The sequence below is a fragment of the Streptomyces africanus genome, from assembly GCF_002150735.1.
GTDB lineage: Bacteria > Actinomycetota > Actinomycetes > Streptomycetales > Streptomycetaceae > Streptomyces > Streptomyces africanus.
In genome coordinates, this window is sequence record NZ_MUKA01000226.1 from 1 (window position 1) to 18,792 (window position 18,792).

Below are 18,792 nucleotides of genomic sequence, written 5' to 3' on the forward strand. Positions count from 1 at the left end.
GGCCGCTCGTACCGGACCCCGGCGACCCCGAGGGCCGCCGCGGCCTCGGCCGCGTCTGCGCCCTGGACCACCCGCTGACCGTCCGCGAGTTCGCCGCCCGCGCCGCCGAGCGGCTGCCCGCCACCGCGCAGGGCATCCGGGTCGCCGGCGACCCCGAGGCGCTCGTCCGCACGGTCGCCGTCAGCGGCGGCTCCGGCGACAGCCTCTTCGACCACGTACGCGCGGCGGGCGTCGACGCCTTCCTCACGGCGGACCTGCGCCACCACCCCGTCTCCGAGGCCCGCGCCCACAGCCCCCTCGCGCTGCTCGACGCGGCGCACTGGGCCACCGAGTGGCCCTGGTGCGAGCTGGCCGCGAGCCAGCTCGACGAAATCTCCGACCGCCACGGATGGGACCTGCGCGTCCACGTCTCGAAGACGGTCACCGACCCCTGGACCGCCCACGCGGCCTCAACCACTTCTGACCCCCTGGGAGCCCCGAACTGAACGCCGCGCCCGCCGACCAGATCCGACTCCTCGACCTCCAGGACCTCGACGTCCGCCTCCAGCAACTGGCCCACCGGCGGAGGTCGCTGCCCGAGCACGCCGAGATCGAGTCGCTGACCAAGGACCAGACCCAGCTGCGCGACCTGCTCGTGGCCGCGCAGACCGAGGAGAGCGACTGCTCCCGCGAGCAGACCAAGGCCGAGCAGGACGTGGACCAGGTGCGCCAGCGTGCCGCCCGCGACCAGCAGCGCCTGGACTCCGGTGCCATCAGCTCCCCCAAGGACCTGGAGAACCTCCAGCGCGAGATCGCCTCGCTCGCCAAGCGGCAGGGCGATCTGGAGGACGTGGTGCTGGAGGTCATGGAGCGCCGGGAGTCCGCGCAGCAGCGGGTCGCCGAGCTGACCGAGCGGGTCTCCTCCGTCCAGTCCAAGATCGACGACGCGACCGCACGCCGTGACGCGGCCTTCGAGGAGATCGACGGCGAGATCGCCACGGTCACCAAGGAGCGCGAGGTCATCGCCGGTTCGATCCCCGCCGATCTGCTGAAGCTCTACGACAAGCTGCGCGAGCAGCAGGGCGGCATCGGCGCGGCGAAGCTGTACGCGCGCAGCTGCCAGGGCTGTCGGCAGGAGCTCGCCATCACGGAGCTGAGCGAGATCCGCAGCGCGGCGCCCGACACGGTGATCCGCTGCGAGAACTGCCGCCGCATCCTGGTGCGCACGTCCGAGTCCGGTATCTAGGCCGCGGGGAGCCTGTCCGGTGCGGGAGTTCATCGTCGAGGCCGACGGCGGGTCGCGGGGCAACCCGGGGCCCGCGGGCTACGGGGCCGTGGTGAGCGACGCGGCGACGGGTGAGACGCTGCGGGAGGCCGCCGAGTACCTCGGCGTCGCCACGAACAACGTCGCCGAGTACCGCGGCCTGCTCGCCGGCCTGCGCGCCGCCCACGAACTGGACCCGGCCGCGACGGTCCACGTCCGGATGGACTCCAAGCTCGTGATCGAGCAGATGTCGGGCCGCTGGAAGATCAAGCACCCCGACATGAAGCCCCTGGCGGCGGACGCGGCCCGGATCTTCCCGCCCGGGCGCGTGACGTACGAGTGGATTCCACGCGAGCGCAACAAGCACGCGGACCGGCTGGCCAACGAGGCGATGGACGCCGGGGCCAGGGGGCAGCAGTGGTCGGCCTCGACGTCCACGGCGGATCTCGACACGCCCGCCGCGACTGTCGCGCCGCAGGAACCGCAGGGCCCGCCGGGTGACGCCGCGGCAGGCGCCGCGAGGGCCCGTGAAGCCCTGGCGACCGGCCGGGCACGGGAAGCCGGGCCTTCTTCTCCCGAGCCGCCTTCCGCGGCCGGGACGACGGGAGCGACGGAGCAGCCCGACACCGACGTCAGCGTGGCCAAGGCCGGTGCCGACACCCGTGCCGCCACCAAGGCGGACGCCGATGTGCGCGCCGGCAGCGCGGAGGCCGGCGGCCGTGCGGCCGGGGCGGACGCTGCTCGTGCTCGTGCTCGTGCCGCCGAGCCGGGAGCGGGTGCCAGCGCGGCCGGGGCGGATGCCCCTGCTCGTGTCGCCGAGTCGGGCGCGGGTGCCGGCGCGGCCGGGGTGGATGCCCCTGCTCGTGTCGCCGAGCCGGGTGCGGGTGCTGGTGTGGCCGGGGTGGATGCCCCTGCTCGTGTCGCCGAGCCGGGTGCGGGTGCTGGTGTGGCCGGGGTGGATGCCCCTGCTCGTGTCGCCGAGTCGGGTGCGGGCGTCAGCGTGGCCAAGGCCGGTGCCGACACCCGTGCCGCCAAGGCCGTCGCCACGCCCGGGTGGGCCCCCGCCGACATGGGTGCACCCGCCACCTTCGTGCTGTTGCGGCACGGGGAGACGCCGTTGACGCCGCAGAAGCGGTTCTCCGGCAGTGGGGGCTCCGATCCCACTCTCTCCGACGCCGGTCGGGAGCAGGCCGAGCGGGCCGCGGCCCTGCTCGCCCGGCGGGGCACGATCCAGGCGATCGTGTCGTCGCCGCTGGCCCGCACCCGGGAGACCGCCGGTATCGTCGCCGCCCGGCTCGGCCTGGACGTCAGCGTCGACGACGGGCTGCGCGAGACGGACTTCGGTGCCTGGGAGGGCCTCACCTTCGCCGAGGTGCGCGAGCGCCACCCCGACGACCTGAACGCCTGGCTGGCCTCCCCGGACGCCGAACCCACCGGCGGCGGTGAGAGCTTCGCGGCGACCGCCACCCGGATCGCCGCCACCCGCGACAAGCTGGTCGCGGCGTACGCGGGCCGCACGGTCCTGCTCGTCACGCACGTGACCCCGATCAAGACGCTCGTCCGGCTCGCCCTCGGCGCCCCGCCGGAGTCGCTGTTCCGGATGGAACTGTCGGCCGCGTCCCTGTCGGTCGTCGCGTACTACGCGGACGGCAACGCCAGCGTCCGGCTCCTCAACGACACGTCCCACCTGCGCTGAGCGCCGCCGCCTCGCGGGCCAGCGCCTCGACCCGGCCCCAGTCGCGCGCGGCGACCGCGTCCCGCGGCAGCATCCAGCTCCCGCCCACGCAGGCGACGTTGGGCAGCGCCAGATACTCCGGGGCGGAACCCGGGCCGATCCCGCCCGTGGGGCAGAACCGGGCCTGGGGGAGCGGCCCCGCCAGCGACTTCAGATACGCCGTACCGCCCGCGGCCTCGGCCGGGAAGAACTTCATCTCCCGCACCCCGCGCTCCAGCAGCGCCACGACCTCCGAGGTGGTCGACACCCCCGGCAGGAACGGCACACCGGAGCCTCGCATCGCCTCCAGCAGCACGTCCGTCCAGCCGGGACTGACCAGGAAGCGGGCGCCCGCGGCCACCGTGTCCGCGACCTGCGCGGCGCTGATCACCGTCCCGGCTCCGACCACCGCCTCCGGCACCTGCCCGGCGATCTGGCGGATCGCCTCCAGCGCCGCCGGCGTCCGCAACGTCACCTCGATCGCCGGCAGCCCGCCGGCGACCAGCGCCCGTGCCAGCGGTACGGCATCACCGGCATCCTCGATGACGACGACGGGGACGACGGGCGCGAGGTCCAGCACGGAGGCGGGCGGGGCAGGGGAGACCATGGCGTCATCCTGCCGTCGGCATGCAGGGCGCGCAAAGGCCGTTGCGCGCACTGCAACGCCTGTCAGTGGATCTCGTCCACCAGCACGTCGAGCGACCAGCTCTGCCCCGACTTCGCCGGAGCCTGCGCCTCCACGACGTACCCGAGCTCCCGCAGCACCTCCACCAGCTCGGCCGGACCCTTCGGAACGGCCCCGGCGGTGAGCAGGCTGCGCACGATCCGCCCCTTCGTCGCCTTGTTGAAGTGGCTGACGACCTTCCGCGTCGGCGCGTGCAGCACCCGCACGGCCGCCGTCCGCCCGGCGACCTCACACTTCGGCTTCCACGCGGCGGCGTACGCGGCGGACCGCAGATCCAGCACCAGCCCGTCCCCGGCCGCCTCGGGAAGCACCGACGCCATCGGCGTACGCCAGTGCGCGCCCAGCGCACCGAGACCCGGCAGCTTCACCCCCATCGAGCACCGGTAGGACGGAATCCGGTCCGTCACCCGGACCGCTCCCCACAGCCCGGAGAAGACCAGCAGCGACCGCGCGGCACGCCGCTTGGCGGCGGCGTCCAGCGATGACAGGCCGAGGGCGTCGTACAGCACACCGGTGTAGATCTCCCCGGCCGGCCGGGCCCCCGCCGTGCGCAGCTCCGCGTTCTTCGCGACCTCGCCCCGCAGCCCCTCGCTCAGTCCCAGCACCTCGCGCGCCTTCTCCTCGTCGCCGGCGCACAGCTCGACCAGCTCGGTCAGGACGGCCTCCCGGGCGGCGGCCAGCCCCGGCAGCGACAGCGACTCGGGCTTCAGCGGGGCACCGCGGCCGGAGGGGGCCTTGCCTTCGGACGGCGGCAGCAGGACAAGCACGGGTACTCCTTCGATCGAACTCCGCCGACAGCGTACGGGGAGCTCAGAGGCGGGCCCGGCCGAGGGCGCCGCCGAGAGCGCGGACCAGGCCGTCGGCGTCGTCGGCGTGGAAGCGGACGATCCGTACCTGCCTGCGACGCCCGAAGAAGGTGACGTGCGTGACCGGTTCGGTCAGTTCCAGCGTGACGGTGGTCCGGGCCCCCACCTCGACGTCGAGCTGGCCGTCGGCCCGCTCATGGGTCATCCGCAGCTCGCGCCGGACCGAGGCGATCCGCTCCAGCGGCACCCGCAGGTCGACATGCACGTAACGGCGGATCCGCAGCGAGCCGTCGTCCGGATCCAGCACGTGCGGCCGTACGACGGACGAGGCGTGCAGCGCGACGACGAACACGATGCCGTACACGTCCAGGAAGAGAAACACGGCGTGCGCCGTCGGCCAGTCGCGCAGCAGCACGGACATCGCGAGGGTCTCGACGAGACACACGAACCCGAGCCCGGACATCATCGCGCCCTGCCCGCGCGCGTACCCGAAGACCTGTCCGCCGTGCGCCCCGTGCGTGCGCCGCACCACCCACAGCACGAGACTCGCGAACAGCCGCATCTCGTGCCGCACGAGCAGCCGCGCGGTCCTCATCGCCGCTCCTCGCCGAGGAGGCGCAGCGTCCGGCGGAGCGCCTCCGCCTGAGCCGGAGCCAGGTCCTCGTAGAAGGCGCGCAGCACACTGTCGTCGTGGCCGAGGTCCCCGATCTCCGGGAACGACTCCGGCGGAATGCAGTCGGCGAGGGCCCGGGCGGCCCCGTCGACGCGCGGATCGTCCGGCTCCGCGTCGGCGAGCGCGTCGAGCAGGGCGTACGCCTGGCCGGCCCGCGCCACGGCTCCGGGCCGGCCGAGCACCTCACCCACCGACGACACCAGCCGCTGCCGCGCCTCGGGCGGCATGGCCGTCTCCAGGAAGGCGATGACCTCGCGGTCCTTGGCCGCCATCGGCGAATCCGACAAATCAGCGGTCCCCGCGAACAGTGCGGCCAACTCGGGCGACACCGGCCCCTCGGCCGGCAGCCCGCCCTCCGCCTCCAGCAACGCCCGCAACCACCCCCGCCGCTCCCGGATGGCCTCCTCCTGCCGCGCCAGATCCTCGTCCAGCTCGGTCAGCACCTCGACGAGGTCCTTGGCCGCGTCGTCCGCCAGCACGTCCCGCACCTCCGCGAGCCCCAGCCCCAACTCGGTCAGCCGCCGGATCCGCGCCAGCACGACAGCGTGCCGCAGCCCGTACTCCCGATACCCGTTCGCCCGCCGCTCCGGCTCCGGCAACAGCCCCTGATGGTGGTAATGCCGCACGGCCCGCGTGGTGACACCGACGACGCCGGCGAGTTCTCCGATCCGCATGGGACCAGTAGAGACGTTGACGTTGCGGCAAGGTCAAGGGACCACGATCGAGGGAACGGTTCTCGTTCCTGCGGGCGGGCCCGCGCCGGTGTCGCAGTCTGGTCGGTGATAGCGGAAGGGGAGCAGCAACGCCATGGCGCAGGATCCGTACACGCAGCAGTTGCTGCTGGACTGGTTCGTCGAATTGGACACTCCGGAGGGCTTTCGTGCGGAGCTGGTCGAGGGCGAGTTCATCCTCACCTCGCTGCCGGACGGTCACCATGAGCACTGCATCAGCAGGATCGTGAATCAGCTGTACCGGCGCTCCGAATTCGACCTCCAGTTCTCAGGCAACAAGGGCCTGAAACTGAGGAATGGGGCCGGCCTTCCCCAGGACCACGTGATCCCGGACGGAACGATCGTCGCCCGCGCACCACGGCTCTTCCGGGGCGCACCCCCCTGGATGCCCAGCGAGGGAGTCACCATGGTGCTGGAGGTGACTTTCACCAGGCCGGAGATCGATCGCGTGGTCAAACGCCGTTGCTACGCCCGTGGCGGTATCCCCTTCTACCTGCTCGTCGACCGCGACAGATCCTCGACAACCCTGTTCACCGAACCGGAGAAGGACGACTACCTCCGACTCAGCACGGCCGCCTTCGGCAGACCGCTCCCCCTCCCACACCCCTTCTCCTTCGACCTGGACACCACCGACTTCCTCTGATCCCCTGTGAGCCGGGGGTACGAGATGAGCACACAGGGGCGGACACGGGAACAGGCCCGCTGGGCCAGGGCGCGGCTGGGGCGGGGCGGGCCGCCGGTGGATCTCCTCACCGCCCACTTCGACCGGCACGTCTACGCTCCGCACGCGCACGACGAACTGACCGTCGGAGTCACCGTCGGCGGGTCGGAGGCCATCGCGTACCGCGGCGGGCTGATCCGCTCCTACCCCGGCTCGATCGTCGTCCTGGAACCGGGCGAGATGCACACCGGCGGTCCGGCCGCCCGCGACGGCTACGCCTACCAGGCCCTGTACGCCGAGCCGTCCCTCCTCACCGACGGCACGCTCGGCGGCACCCCGCACTTCCGCGACCCCGTCCTGCACGACCCCGAACTGGCCACCGCCCTGCGCGCCGCCCACACCGACATCAGCGCCTGCCCCGACCCCCTGGAGGCCGAGTCCCGGCTGCCCTGGCTGCTCACGGCCCTGGCCCGCCGGCACTCCACCGCCCGCGCGAGCGAGGACACGGTGCCCGGCGCCGGCCACATCGCCAGGACCGTACGCGACCGCCTCGCCGACGAACTGCTGGCACCCCCGTCCCTGGCCGACCTCGCCACCGACCTGGGCCTCTCCCGCTACCAACTGCTGCGCGCCTTCCGTACGACGATCGGCATACCGCCCTACGCCTGGCTCGCCCAGCACCGCGTGACCAAGGCCCGCGGCCTGCTGGAAACCGGCCTGCGCCCCGCCGAGGTCGCGGCACTCGTCGGCTTCGCCGACCAGGCCCACCTCACCCGCTGGTTCCGCCGCGTGCTGGGCGTGACCCCGGCGGCGTACCGCAACAGCGTTCAAGACGCGGCGGGGTGAGGGGACCGAAACTCGCCGTATGACTGCACGCGGCTGGTTCCTGTTCTCCCTGATGGGAGTGGTCTGGGGCGTCCCCTACCTGATGATCAAGGTGGCGGTGGACGCCGTGTCCCCGTCCATGGTGGTGTTCACGCGCTGCGCGCTCGGCGCCGCGCTCCTGCTCCCCTTCGCCCTGCGCCAGGGCGGCCTCGGCCGTACCCTCCGGGCCCACTGGAAGCCGATGCTGGCCTTCGCCGTCATCGAGATCATCGGCCCCTGGTGGACCCTGACCGACGCCGAACGCCATCTGTCCAGTTCCACCGCCGGACTCCTCATCGCGGGCGTGCCGATCGTCGCCGTACTCCTGGCCCGCTTCTTCGGCGCGCAGGAACGCGTGGGCGCCCGCCGGATCACGGGCCTCGCCCTCGGCCTCGCGGGCGTCACCGTCCTCACCCTGCCGCACCTCACCGGCGGCGATGCCCGCTCCCTGGCCGAGGTGCTGGTGACGGTCGTCGGCTATGCCACCGCCCCGCTGATAGCCGCCCGGCATCTCAAGGACGTCCCGACCCTCCAACTGATCACCCCCTGCCTCACGCTCGCCGCCGTCGTCTACGCCCCGGCCGCTTACCTGACCCGGCCCGCCACCATGCCCTCGGCCGAGGTCCTGGCCGCCCTCGCGGGCCTCGGCATCGTCTGCACCGCGATCGCGTTCGTGGCCTTCCTGGAGCTGATCAAGGAGATCGGCCCGACCCGGGCCGGCGTCATCACCTACGTCAACCCGGCGGTCGCCGTCGCCGCGGGCGCCCTCTTCCTGGACGAGGAACTGACCCTCGGCATCGGCGTCGCCTTCACCCTGATCCTCGCGGGCTCGGTGCTGGCCACGGCCGCGGCGCCGAAACGGGAGATCCGCCGGGTACCATGGTCGACACGGCAGACGAGCCGGGCGGACGGCCGCGTGGAGTCCCCCTGACGGGGAGCTCCCCGAGGAACGTCCGGGCTCCACAGGGCAGGGTGGTGGCTAACGGCCACCCGGGGTGACCCGCGGGACAGTGCCACAGAAAGCAAACCGCCAAGGGCTCCGGCCCTCGGTAAGGGTGAAACGGTGGTGTAAGAGACCACCAGTGCCTGGGGTGACTCAGGCAGCTAGGTAAACCCCACCCGGAGCAAGGTCAAGAGGGAGCGCCTCGGTGCTCCTGCGCGGACGTTCGAGGGCTGCCCGCCCGAGTCCGCGGGTAGACCGCACGAGGCCGGCGGCAACGCCGGCCCTAGATGGATGGCCGTCGCCCCGGCTCCCGCGAGGGAACCGGGGAACAGAACCCGGCGTACAGCCCGACTCGTCTGCCGCCTAGGGCTTCTAGCCAGCGAAAACGCAGGTCAGGCCCCTGTTTCTCGCGTGTGGGCGGGCCTTGCTGGACCCCGGTTCGCACCCGTTCAAACCGGATCGCACGGCTACGTACGTAGCCATGAAAGTAGCCGCGCCTCGTGGGTTGGCGTCGGCGGGGGCCGACTCACTTCTCGTAGCTATTACTCGGTGCTTCCGGGGTGTGGGGCGATCCGGCGCGGCGGTGGATCGATCGTCTTCTGCGCGTCAAGCCACGCTTGGATGCCGCCACGGTTCTGCGTGGGTGCGTCGAAGGGAATGACCGTTGCTGGGGGAAGTGGCGAGTAAGACCGCCAGTTCATGTGGCAGCGAGGCCACTGAGGGTTCAATCTCCACCTTGGTCAGAAGCCGTCGTAGTTGCGCATCCATAAGCCGCAGATCCAGGTGCGCGCCAGCTCGACTCGTCTGCCGTTGGGGGCTGGACCAGGGGGAACTACCTGATCAGGGCCCCCAGTGCATGCTGTGGCTGCCCATGAGCGGGATGCGTGCAGATTCCTCGATGCGAGTCAACTCAGTTCGGGTGGAACCAAGGGCCTTAGGTTTCTTTATCCACCGCGGTGATCTCTCCCCACCCAATAGGTCTTCACTCAGCTCTCCGAGTCGCCACCATATTCGGAGGGAACGCTACTTTCGGCAGCAGTAGGATCGTACGTCTCCCGAAACACCGTCTCCGTCAGCCACCGCTTGAACGCGGGATTGCCGGCGAACTGGCGGTACAGCTCGGTGTCGGACTTCAGGAAGGTTGCGATCGCCCTCTGCACGGCGGCGTCGCTTTCCACCCGGGCGTTCTGCTCGTCGTTGTACCGCTGGGCGTTGACGTAGTCCTTGTCCTCCCGGACTTTGGCTGGGATCTCCACGGCGATCAGGTGCCGTATCCGGTCTTTATCGGTCCAAGGGATGTTGCCGAAGAGCTGGTTGAACTCTTCCAGGATGATCGAGGCGGGCTTCAGCTCCGGCTCGCCCCGGTGGCCTATGGCGGTGGGGGCGATGGTCGTCAGCTCGGCGTCCTCCTCCCCAAGGGTGATGCTGATCGCTGCCTGTTGCTCGGCCCGGTAGCTGTCGAGGTCAACCGTTTCCAGGATGCCGCGGGACAGGTCCTCCTCGATCGGGGCCGGAAGCTTGGGGATGAGGAAGGTCAGCAAGATCGACAGCTTCAGCCACTCGGGGTTGCGGTAGGGGAGGATGCCAGCCAGGTAGTCGTAGGTGCGGACGAACGTCTTGGCCGTGCCCTTGAACTCGACCTGCTGCTCCTCACTGTCGAGTTCCTGGTAGCTGACAACAAGCTGGTCGAGGAAGGCCTCCAGACGTGAGCGAGGCTCCTTGGCGAGGAACATCTCGACGAACTGGCCGATGTCCTCGCGGTCGTAGACGCCGGCTCCATCGAGGACCGCGCGCAGGTCGTGAAGCGTGTTCGGGTCGACAGCGTCCGCGAGCGTGGTGGTGCGGTACCACTTCGCGAAGGACTGCTGGATCCCGTCGGCCTTGTTGTAGAAGTCGAGGACCGCGACGTCGTGCTTCTCCGGGTGGGCGCGGTTGAGTCGAGAGAGGGTCTGCACGGCACGCACGCCGGACAGGGGCTTGTCGACGTACATGGTGTGCAGAAGCGGTTCGTCGTAGCCCGTCTGGAACTTGTCCGCGCAGACCAGAATGCGGTAGGGGTCCTCGCGGAACGTCGTCTCAATCGCGTTGCTTGGGAAGCCGTTGAGGCTTGCCTCAGTGACGTTCTGGCCGCCGTACTCGTGCTCGCCGGAGAACGCGACAATTGCCCGGTAGGGGCTGCCCAGCTTCTTCAGGTACGCGTTGATCGCGGAATAGTAGGCCAGGGCTCGCGGGACGCCGTCGGCCACTACCATGGCCCGGGCTTTGCCGCCGATCTTCCTAGGCCGGATCACATTGTCCAGTAGGTGGTCGACCATGATCGACGCCTTCGTCTCAATCGCGTGGCTGTGCCCTTCCACATAGCGGCGAAGCTTCTTCGCGGCCTTCTTGGCGTCGAATTCAGGGTCGTCCTCGACCGACTTGACGAGCTTGTAGTAGCTCTCTACCGTCGTGTAGTTCTTCAGCACATCCAGGATGAAGCCCTCTTCGATCGCCTGCTGCATCGTGTAGACGTGGAAGGGGTGTTTGAGTCCGTCCGTGCCCTCACGGCCGAAGTATCCGAGCGTCCTGGGCTTGGGGGTAGCCGTGAACGCGTAGTAGCTGGCATTGGGGAGGAGCTTCTGGCTGTCGATGATCTTATTGATCTTGTCCTCGGTCGTCTCCTCCTCGGCCTCCTCGGCCGCAGCCCCGAGCGCGCCGCTCATTGCATGTGTGGTCTTGCCACCCTGCCCGGAGTGCGCCTCGTCGATAATGATCGCGAACTTCCGGTCGCGGTGTGTGTCGCCGATGTCCTGCAGGATCACCGGGAATTTCTGGACCGTGGAGATGATGATCTTCGTTCCGTTGGCCAGGGCTTCGCGCAAATCCTTCGATTTGTCGGCATGCTTGACCAGAGAGCGGACCTGCGTGAATGCCTTGACAGTGCGTTCGATCTGCCTGTCCAGGTTGATCCGGTCGGTTACCACGATCACCGCATCGAAGGCAGGCGAGTCGTCGGTGCCGAGCCCGACCAGCTGGTGCGCCAGCCAGGCGATGGAATTGGACTTGCCGCTGCCGGCCGAGTGCTGAATCAGATAGCGCTGACCTGCGCCGTTCTCCTCGCTGTCCGCGAGAAGGCGGCGAACGACATCGAGCTGGTGGTAGCGCGGGAAGATCTGCCGCCGCTTCTCCCTCTTGGTCTTGGGATCCTTCTCGACGAGCCGGGCGGCGTAGTGCTCGATGATATCGGCGAGGCTCGCGGGAGACAGAATGTCCTGCCAGAGGTAGGCGGTCTTGTAGCCCTCCGGGTTGGGCGGGTTGCCGGCGCCGCCGTTCCAGCCCTTGTCGAAGGGAAGGAACCAGGACTTCTTACCGGCCAGCCGGGTGCAGAACCGCACCGAGTGCTCGTCGACCGCAAAATGCGCCAGGCAACGGCCGTCGTGGAAGAGCGGCTCGTTTCGATGGTCGCGGGTGTTTCTGTACTGCTCGACAGCATCTTCGACGGTCTGCTTGGTCTGGTGGTTCTTCAGCTCGAACGTCGCCAGTGGCAGTCCATTGACGAAGATGGCCAGGTCCAGGGCTCGCTGGGTCTCGTCCCGGCTGTAGCGCAGCTGGCGGGTCACGCTCCAGCGGTTCGCGCGATGCCGTTGCTCGGCCACGGCGTTGCCCGGGGAGGGAGTCGCCCCGTAAAGCACGACTTCGAAGGAGCCAGCGCTGGTGGAGTGACTCATTCCCTTACGCAGGAGATCCACGACACCATGCTTGGTGATGTGTCCCTGGACGCGATTAAGGAACAGGGCACGCGTCTCGGACCTCGGGTTGTCGAGTTCGAAGGCTGCGGCAACCTGCGGCTGTGTCTTCTGCAAAAACGCCTGGAGCTGCTCCGTGTCGATGGCCCGGCCGCGGTCGTACGCCTTGGGAGACCCCTCGATCCAGCCTCCCGCCGTCGAAGTCATGTCGGCGACAATGTCACGTTCGAGGGCAGCCTCGCTCATATCCGTGCCGCCGTACAAGGTTCCTTTGCCGCTCACATCGACTCCTCGGGCAGGTCGTCACCGTCCAGGTCAGCGTTCAGCCCGTCCTCGTCGGCGTCGTACGCCGCCGTCAGGCCAGGATCGTGCGGGTCCACGTCGGGCAGCGCGGCTGCGGCGGCACGGACGTCGAGCTTCCCGGTGACCACGTCAGCGGTCAGGCGGGTCTGGTACTCGCGCAGGAGGGAGATCTCGCGTTCGGCACGTTGAATCGCCGCGTCGATCTTCGCGCGCTCTGCGTTAATTCGTTCAACAATCTCGTACTGTTCCCTCAGGGGAGGGAGGGCCAGTTGATAATTCTTGATCTGCTCCACATTTACGCGAGGTGATGCGGAGCCGACCATATCCGCCGAGGCTTGGTCGATGACGTGCCGACAGTTGAGCTGCCACATCATGTACTCGCTGGAATAGCAGTCCTTGATGCGGAAGGCAACCATGCGCTGTCCGATGCACAGACGTACGCCTGGTGGCACTGGCGCTGCAATTCCAAAACGTCCCCCTTCTCGCGAGTAAAGAATGTCGCCAGCGCGAGGTTCCATCCGTGATGTCCATCGGGAAAATTCACTCGGAGACACTCGAAAAGCCCTTTCGTGGCGCGTTCGGCCAGGCTCGATGTCTGCAGTGCGAATTACCGGAAATCCGCCCGATGCAACGTACTTTGGTGTAGCGTGTAGGCAGTCGACGATGCGCGAAGTGACATGCTTAAGTCGTACACTTCCCCAGTGGGACGGGATCTGGGGGAGGGCGAAGATTTCTGATTTCTTGACTGGCACGTTGGCCTCTACGCCATGTGTGACCAAGCGATTGATGGCTGTGTTCTTCTGCTCGGTGAGAAGTGAGATCAATCGCTGCTTGACGCGTACTACCTCTCCAACCTCGCGCGCGACATGCTTGACATACTTGACGATGGCATCCTGCTCGTCGGTAGGCGGAACCGGAAGGATGTTTGACCCGAACTGACTGAACCGAAAGTCTGTCGATCGTTCGCGGATCCCCGTGGCCAGCGCTGAGATCCATCCAGATAGCGCCATGTGTCGAACGAGTAGGGCGTAATATTCGGCGTTGGCTCCGATGCGTGGTTGACACACAGCGTAGACCGGGGTGGATTTTCCGTCTGAGTCGGATACGCCAACGGCGCCTGCAAAGGCATCCATGGCGTGAATCACGAGATCGCCCTTACGGACCCCCTGGTATCCGATCTCCTTGACGGACTCCGTAAATCCGGTTGTGCGTCGGTTTCTTCGCAGGGTAACGGTTCCGTCGCGGAAGCATGTCACGACCTCGTCATCAGGCCTGACCGGTCGCGACATCAGTGTGAACAGATTCTTCCCGCGAGAAGTCCCCCAGTGTACAGGGATCTGCCCAACCCAAGGCTCAAGAGAATCCGAGTAATGGGGGTACGGGGAGAGCTTCGTCTTCACTCAGACTCCCCATCAAACAGATCGCCGAGCAGTCCCTCGGTCTCCTTCTCAAGTCCAATGATATCCGCTCGGATCTCCTCCAGGCTCCGGAGCGTTGGCGACTTGTAGAAGTGGCGCGTGAAGCTGATCTCGTATCCCTTTTTCGTCGCGCCCTCCTTGATCCATGCGTCTTCCGCGTACGGTAGTACCTCGCGGCGGACGTATGCCTCGATTCCGCCGAGCTCTAGAAGCGGAACCTGCTCCGTGTCGCGCAGCTCGCTGTCGGGCTCGTATTCGACGACCAAAGTCTGAGGGTTTGATGACTCGGTGTTCTCGATTTCATACAGTCCGTACAGCGGTCGCTCTGCCGTGCCAGCCTTGTGGCGCTTAAGGATCACGGGCTTCGCGGACTCGTCGCGCCAGCTAACTCCGCGCAGGAGTACCTTGCGGTCGGCTGTGCTGAGCTTGAGCCCGAGTCGGCCCATTGCCTTGCCGACCTGCCGGTCGAACTCGTTGTAGTCGTCGAAGATCTGGTCGCCCATGTCAGCGAGCAGGGCAAGGCCGACGTTGACCAGCTGGCCGTCTCGCTCCCACGTCTTCGCGTTCAGCAGTTTCTTGCGTGCGGCGTCCTTGAGGACTGGCACGTCGGCATCCACATCATCCTCGTCTGAGCCAGCCGTGCGCGCCCACAGCTCCAGCTGTTCGCGCACCTGATTGGAGATGCTCGCAAAGTCTGTGAAGAGGTCGTCGCCGAACTTCTCGTACAGCAGCTCCCTCGCCTCAACCTCGCCCGAGGCGAAGCGCAGGGCCTCCACGCGTTCCTTGGTGAACTGGCTGCTGAGGCGCAGTGGCCGCTCGACCGTGATCTTCCAGTAGCCGAACTCCTCGTTCGGGAAGATCTTGGACCGTTCCGTGTCCTTGAAGTCCTGGAACGCCTGGGTCACGCGCTCGATGTCCGCGGGGGACAGCTCGCAGTTCTTGCTGCCCAAGTTCTTACGCAGCGGGGTGGACCACCCGGTGGCGTCGATCAGCTGGACCTTGCCCTTGCGGGCTTCGGACTTCCGGTTGGTGATCACCCAGATGTAGGTGGCGATGCCGGTGTTGTAGAACATGTTCAGCGGCAGGGCGACGATCGCCTCGAGCCAGTCATTCTCGATGATCCACCGTCGGATGTTGCTCTCCCCGCTGCCCGCGTCCCCGGTGAACAGGGAAGAGCCATTGTGGATCTCCGCGACGCGGCTGCCCAGGGGCGAATCGGTCTTCATCTTGGAGATCATGTTCGCGAGGAACATCATTTGGCCGTCACTGGAGCTTGTGACGAGCGATGAGGGTGCGGTTTCGCCGTTGAAGGTGACGTTGAACCGAGGGTCGGTGATGTTCGCCTTGCCGCCCAGTCGCTCCTGGTCGGCCTTCCAGCTTTTGCCGTACGGCGGGTTGGCGAGCATGAAGTCGAAGCGCTGGCGGGGGAAGGCGTCGTTGGAGAGCGTGGAGTACTCAGGGCCGCCCTTGATGTTGTCGGCGGCGTCGCCGTCTCCCTTCAACAGCATGTCGGCCTTGCAGATGGCATAGGTCTCGGCGTTGATCTCCTGGCCGTACAGTCGGGTGACAATGCCCGTCGCGCCGTGCTCGGCGGACAACTCGCGCAGAGTCTCCTCGGCGACGGTGAGCATGCCGCCTGTGCCGCACGCGCCGTCGTAGAGCAGGTAGGTGCCGCCCTTGATCTTGGGCGCGATGGGCAGGAACATCAGCCGGGTCATGAGCTTGACCACGTCTCGCGGGGTCCAGTGCTCGCCGGCTTCCTCGTTGTTTTCCTCGTTGAACCGGCGAACCAGGTTCTCGAAGATCGTTCCCATAGCGTGGTTGTCGAGGCCGGGCAGACGTACCCTGCCGTAGGCATCGAGCACCGGCTCGGGAGAGAGGTTGATCTCCGGGGAAAGAAACTTGTTGATCAACATCCCCAGGGTGTCATTACGGGACAGTTTGGGGATCTGGTTACGGAACTCGAAGTTGTCGAGGATCTCCTTGACATTGGGCGAGAAGCCGTCCAGGTACGCCTCAAAGTCACTGCGCAGCTGCTGGGCGGTGGTCCGCTTTGAGAGCTTCTGCAGGGTGAAGGGGGATGTGTTGTAGAACGCCTCCCTTGCCGTCTCCCGCAGAGGGAAGTCCTGCTCCTCAGGGTCGAGCAGCCCCATGTCTTTGAGGTCGTGGTGGGTCTGCAGGACGGCGTCCTTGGTCTTCTCCAGCACCGCGTCGAAGCGCCTGAGTACCAGCATGGGGAGGATCACATCGCGGTACTTACCGCGCACGTACACATCCCGCAGAACATCGTCCGCGATCCCCCAAATGAAGCTTTCAATGCGACTCTGCTGCGCGCTATACACCCTGTGACCGACTCCCCTGGGACCGTGATGGCCCTGCTCGGACCTGCTGCATCACGTGATCTCGACTACCTGGGAAAGGGTAGTAGAGGGCACTGACACTCGGGTCCGAACGTGAGCAGCACGGCTGGCCGTGGGGGCGAGGATGAGTGATCTTTCTGCTGCCCGCTGCTGTACGAGCAGAACCCGCCCTTCCCGGACCGCTATGGCAGCAGCAACATCACGCTCGTCATCGGCGTTCACGGGGTGTGCACGCGCTCCGACAGGCGGCTCCACGTCGGCAAGGTCACGGGAGCTGCGGAGCGGATGTCGTCTGTGGACGGGCGGTCCAACCCCCGACGGCCCGTCCACTGGCAGGACACCAGCTACGAGTGGGAGGAACTGCCCGAGGAGCTTCGGCAGAAACTGTCGATCCAGCACGATGCCGTCGACTTGACCGCCGTACAAGCGCTCATAGACGGGCTCGGGTTGACTGATGAGCAACTGGCCGACGAAGCCGAGGCCACCGTGAGCGACCCGAGTGCAGAACTGCCGGCTCTCACCGCCCGTCGGAAGCTGGAACGTAGCAAACCGGATCAGGCGCTCACGGAGCGCCTCAACGTGCACAGGGCTTCGTGGCTGCGCGAGGTGCGCGACCTGCTGTGGGACGAGAAGCAGCAAGACACACCTCGCGCTGGCCCCTTTCGCGTATTGGCGGGCGTCGCTGGGTCTCGGTCCGCACCAGTTCGAACGGCATCGCGCGGCTACCTACGTAGCCATGAAAGCAGCCATGCCTCGGGGGTCAGAGCTGGGTGACACGCATTGTCATATGAGGGGCGCGCCGTCGCGAAGGTACAGCGGCCGTCCCGCCTCCAGTGCCTGCAGAGCGTGCTCGAACCGGCGCCGGGTGCGGTCGCGGAGGCGACCGGCGGCTTCGGCGGCCGTGACGAAGGCGGCTTCGGACAGCTCGTCGTCTCGTGGCCGTAGCCGGTCGGCCTGCTCCTCGTCCAGGGTGCCGCCGTGGAAGATGAACGCGAGCTGATCATCCCAGGGACCGTGAGGGGCCACCCAGTCCACTACCAGCAGCCCGAGCAGGGTGAGGCGTATGCCGAGTTCCTCCATCAGTTCACGGCGTGCCGTGTCCTCCGGTGGCTCGTTGGCCTCCGCCATCCCGCCGGGCAGGTCCCATCCCGGTTTGTAGGTGGGGTTCACCAGGAGCACACGGCCGGACGGGTCCCGCAGCAACACATCGGCCGCCACGCGCTTGCGGGCCTGCTTGGCGTTGCCCTCCGCGAGGTACGCATTCCACGCGTCGGTGTCGGCGGGATCGGGTGCAGTGGGCCTCATGCGGTGGTGCCTCCCGGGGACGGCGGAATCAGATCGGCCAGCAGGAGCATTCTGGCGCGGCGTGCATCATCGAACCGCGCCAGGTACTCCCGGACCGGCCGGTACCCCCGGTGCGGCTCCAGCAGCCGGCGCAGCCCGTCAAGCTGCCGCACCACCCGGACCGAACCGAGGGTCGGGCTCGTACTGAGCAGGTCGTGGCCGACGCTCACTGCGGCGTCCAGGTCACCCCGCCGCACGTGGATGTCCACCAGGCTGATCCGGCTGAGAGCCAGGGACCGCGCCCGCCCCGCCTCGCGCAGCGCAACAGCTTGTTCGGCGTGCGACAGCGCCTCGTCGTACTGCTCCAGGTCACGCAGGATCAGAGCTGACTCGCTGGCCAGCGCGGCGGTGTCGAACGGGCTCAGCCACGGGTGATCAGCAGCGGGCGAAGCCTCCAGGTCGCGGTGCGCGGCCTCCAGCGCGTGGGCGGCCGGGGTGCGCTGAGACGCGACCGCCAGCGCACGCGCCTGCATGGTGTGCAGCCGCGCTGTCAGCGCGGGAATCCGAGGTCCCTGCGCGGCCAGTTCGAGCCCGGTCCGCGCCCAGCCGACCGCCCTGGCCGCATCCCTGGTCTCAAGGGCAAGGTGGCTGCTGCTCGCAGCGACGTGCGCGGCCAACGGGAGGTCACCAGAGGTGTGGGCCAGAGGGAGAGCGCGGGCGAAGTGCTGGGCCGCGCGGTCATCATGACCGGAGTCGTGAGCCATCCAGCCCGCCATCTCGGTCAGCGCGGCTGCGGCGGCGAACACCTGCGGACCGCTGCCGATGTCGACCAGCCGGGGCGCCACCCGGTCCGACAGGTGCCGGATGACAGCCCCGTACAACCTGCCGCCGCCGGTCTGCCGGTCAGCGCTGCGGAAATGGTCCATTGCCACCAGGTCGTCACCGTCCGGCGGCGGCCGGTCCGTCCGCTCGTGCTCGGCGGTCGCCGGCGCGGGTTCCCACGAGCGTCGAGCCAGCCCCAGCAGATGGCCGGGGATGTGGAAGGCGTCGGCGATCTGCTCGAACAGGGTCAGCTTCTCCACCCGGCTCTTGCCGTTCATGTAGTCGTAAAGCCGCCCCTGCGTGATGTCGACGGCGGCAGCGATGCGCCGCGTACTGACACCGCGCGCATTGAGCATCCGGAACACCGCCCCCATGTCCCGCTCGGCGCACGCATGGAGCAGGCGTTCATCCCCGAGCAGACCGGCGACGACCTCACGCGGGTCCGGTAACCGACGGTCCATCTGCAACTCCCCCGGGTAGCGAAGGGAACCGATGGTAAGCCCAACGCCGCTGAGCTGACTCCGCGTTGGAGTCACCTTCTGGAGTCTCCCCATCCCCTT

15 protein-coding genes, 1 other RNA gene and 1 pseudogene are annotated in these 18,792 nt (G+C 67.9%); 8 read left to right on the top strand and 9 right to left on the bottom strand.

Going from position 1 to position 18,792, the window contains the following annotated elements:
* The 3 genes from CCL05_RS26490 to CCL05_RS26500 form a co-directional block, all read left to right on the top strand.
* Positions 1-485: Nif3-like dinuclear metal center hexameric protein (locus CCL05_RS26490; protein ID WP_208641626.1), on the top strand; the 485-nt coding region annotated here is incomplete at its 5' end.
* Positions 482-1,225, top strand: coding sequence for a CT398-like coiled coil hairpin domain-containing protein (locus CCL05_RS26495; protein ID WP_086563002.1), 744 nt, complete (start codon positions 482-484; stop codon positions 1,223-1,225). The genes CCL05_RS26490 and CCL05_RS26495, both read left to right, overlap by 4 nt.
* 19 nt (positions 1,226-1,244) lie before the next feature.
* Complete coding sequence (locus CCL05_RS26500; protein ID WP_167409620.1) at positions 1,245-2,939, top strand: bifunctional RNase H/acid phosphatase; 1,695 nt, start codon at positions 1,245-1,247, stop codon at positions 2,937-2,939.
* On the opposite strand, the gene eda is transcribed toward CCL05_RS26500, so the two are convergent.
* The 4 genes from eda to CCL05_RS26520 all read right to left on the bottom strand — a co-directional run bounded on the left by eda (position 2,914) and on the right by CCL05_RS26520 (position 5,795).
* On the bottom strand, positions 2,914-3,564 hold the full coding sequence (gene eda / locus CCL05_RS26505) for a bifunctional 4-hydroxy-2-oxoglutarate aldolase/2-dehydro-3-deoxy-phosphogluconate aldolase (protein WP_086563003.1): 651 nt from the start codon (positions 3,562-3,564) through the stop codon (positions 2,914-2,916). The genes CCL05_RS26500 and eda overlap by 26 nt on opposite strands.
* Positions 3,565-3,626: 62 nt before the next feature.
* A complete protein-coding gene (gene yaaA, locus CCL05_RS26510; RefSeq protein ID WP_086563004.1) occupies positions 3,627-4,409 on the bottom strand; it encodes a peroxide stress protein YaaA in 783 nt (260 codons plus the stop codon).
* A gap of 43 nt (positions 4,410-4,452) precedes the next feature.
* Positions 4,453-5,043, bottom strand: a complete 591-nt coding sequence (locus CCL05_RS26515) for a hypothetical protein (protein ID WP_086563005.1) — start codon at positions 5,041-5,043, stop codon at positions 4,453-4,455.
* Positions 5,040-5,795, bottom strand: a complete 756-nt coding sequence (locus CCL05_RS26520) for a MerR family transcriptional regulator (protein ID WP_086563006.1) — start codon at positions 5,793-5,795, stop codon at positions 5,040-5,042. Before CCL05_RS26520 ends, CCL05_RS26515 begins: the two co-directional genes overlap by 4 nt.
* Before the next feature lie 133 nt (positions 5,796-5,928).
* On the opposite strand from CCL05_RS26520, the gene CCL05_RS26525 reads away from it, so the two are divergent.
* From CCL05_RS26525 to rnpB, 4 genes and pseudogenes are all read left to right on the top strand, one after another.
* Complete coding sequence (locus CCL05_RS26525; RefSeq protein ID WP_086563007.1) at positions 5,929-6,495, top strand: Uma2 family endonuclease; 567 nt, start codon at positions 5,929-5,931, stop codon at positions 6,493-6,495.
* Between the two features lie 24 nt (positions 6,496-6,519).
* Positions 6,520-7,359: a helix-turn-helix domain-containing protein gene (locus tag CCL05_RS26530; RefSeq protein ID WP_086563008.1), complete on the top strand. Its 840-nt coding sequence runs from the start codon at positions 6,520-6,522 to the stop codon at positions 7,357-7,359.
* A gap of 82 nt (positions 7,360-7,441) precedes the next feature.
* Positions 7,442-8,158: pseudogene (locus CCL05_RS47575) on the top strand (DMT family transporter); the annotation flags it as partial.
* Positions 8,159-8,273: 115 nt separating this feature from the next.
* Positions 8,274-8,679, top strand: an RNA gene (gene rnpB / locus CCL05_RS26545) — RNase P RNA component class A.
* A 627-nt stretch (positions 8,680-9,306) separates the two neighbouring features.
* On the opposite strand, the gene CCL05_RS26550 is transcribed toward rnpB, so the two are convergent.
* The 3 genes from CCL05_RS26550 to CCL05_RS26560 all read right to left on the bottom strand — a co-directional run bounded on the left by CCL05_RS26550 (position 9,307) and on the right by CCL05_RS26560 (position 16,108).
* Positions 9,307-12,327: a type I restriction endonuclease subunit R gene (locus tag CCL05_RS26550; protein ID WP_208641627.1), complete on the bottom strand. Its 3,021-nt coding sequence runs from the start codon at positions 12,325-12,327 to the stop codon at positions 9,307-9,309.
* Positions 12,324-13,493, bottom strand: coding sequence for a restriction endonuclease subunit S (locus tag CCL05_RS26555; protein WP_158102497.1), 1,170 nt, complete (start codon positions 13,491-13,493; stop codon positions 12,324-12,326). The genes CCL05_RS26550 and CCL05_RS26555 overlap by 4 nt, the downstream gene beginning before the upstream one ends.
* Before the next feature lie 251 nt (positions 13,494-13,744).
* Positions 13,745-16,108 (bottom strand): type I restriction-modification system subunit M, encoded by a 2,364-nt coding sequence (locus tag CCL05_RS26560; protein ID WP_086563012.1) that lies wholly within the window; start codon positions 16,106-16,108, stop codon positions 13,745-13,747.
* 303 nt (positions 16,109-16,411) lie between these two features.
* Between CCL05_RS26560 and CCL05_RS26565 the strand changes: the two genes are divergently transcribed.
* Entirely contained in the window at positions 16,412-16,900 is a 489-nt protein-coding gene (locus tag CCL05_RS26565) for a hypothetical protein (protein WP_086563013.1), read from the top strand.
* A gap of 9 nt (positions 16,901-16,909) precedes the next feature.
* On the opposite strand, the gene CCL05_RS26570 is transcribed toward CCL05_RS26565, so the two are convergent.
* Positions 16,910-17,431 carry an NUDIX domain-containing protein gene (locus tag CCL05_RS26570; RefSeq protein WP_086563014.1) on the bottom strand — a complete coding sequence of 174 codons (522 nt, stop codon included), beginning with the start codon at positions 17,429-17,431 and terminating at the stop codon, positions 16,910-16,912.
* Complete coding sequence (locus tag CCL05_RS26575; RefSeq protein WP_244204419.1) at positions 17,428-18,786, bottom strand: tetratricopeptide repeat protein; 1,359 nt, start codon at positions 18,784-18,786, stop codon at positions 17,428-17,430. The genes CCL05_RS26570 and CCL05_RS26575 overlap by 4 nt, the downstream gene beginning before the upstream one ends.
* Positions 18,787-18,792 lie beyond the last annotated feature (6 nt).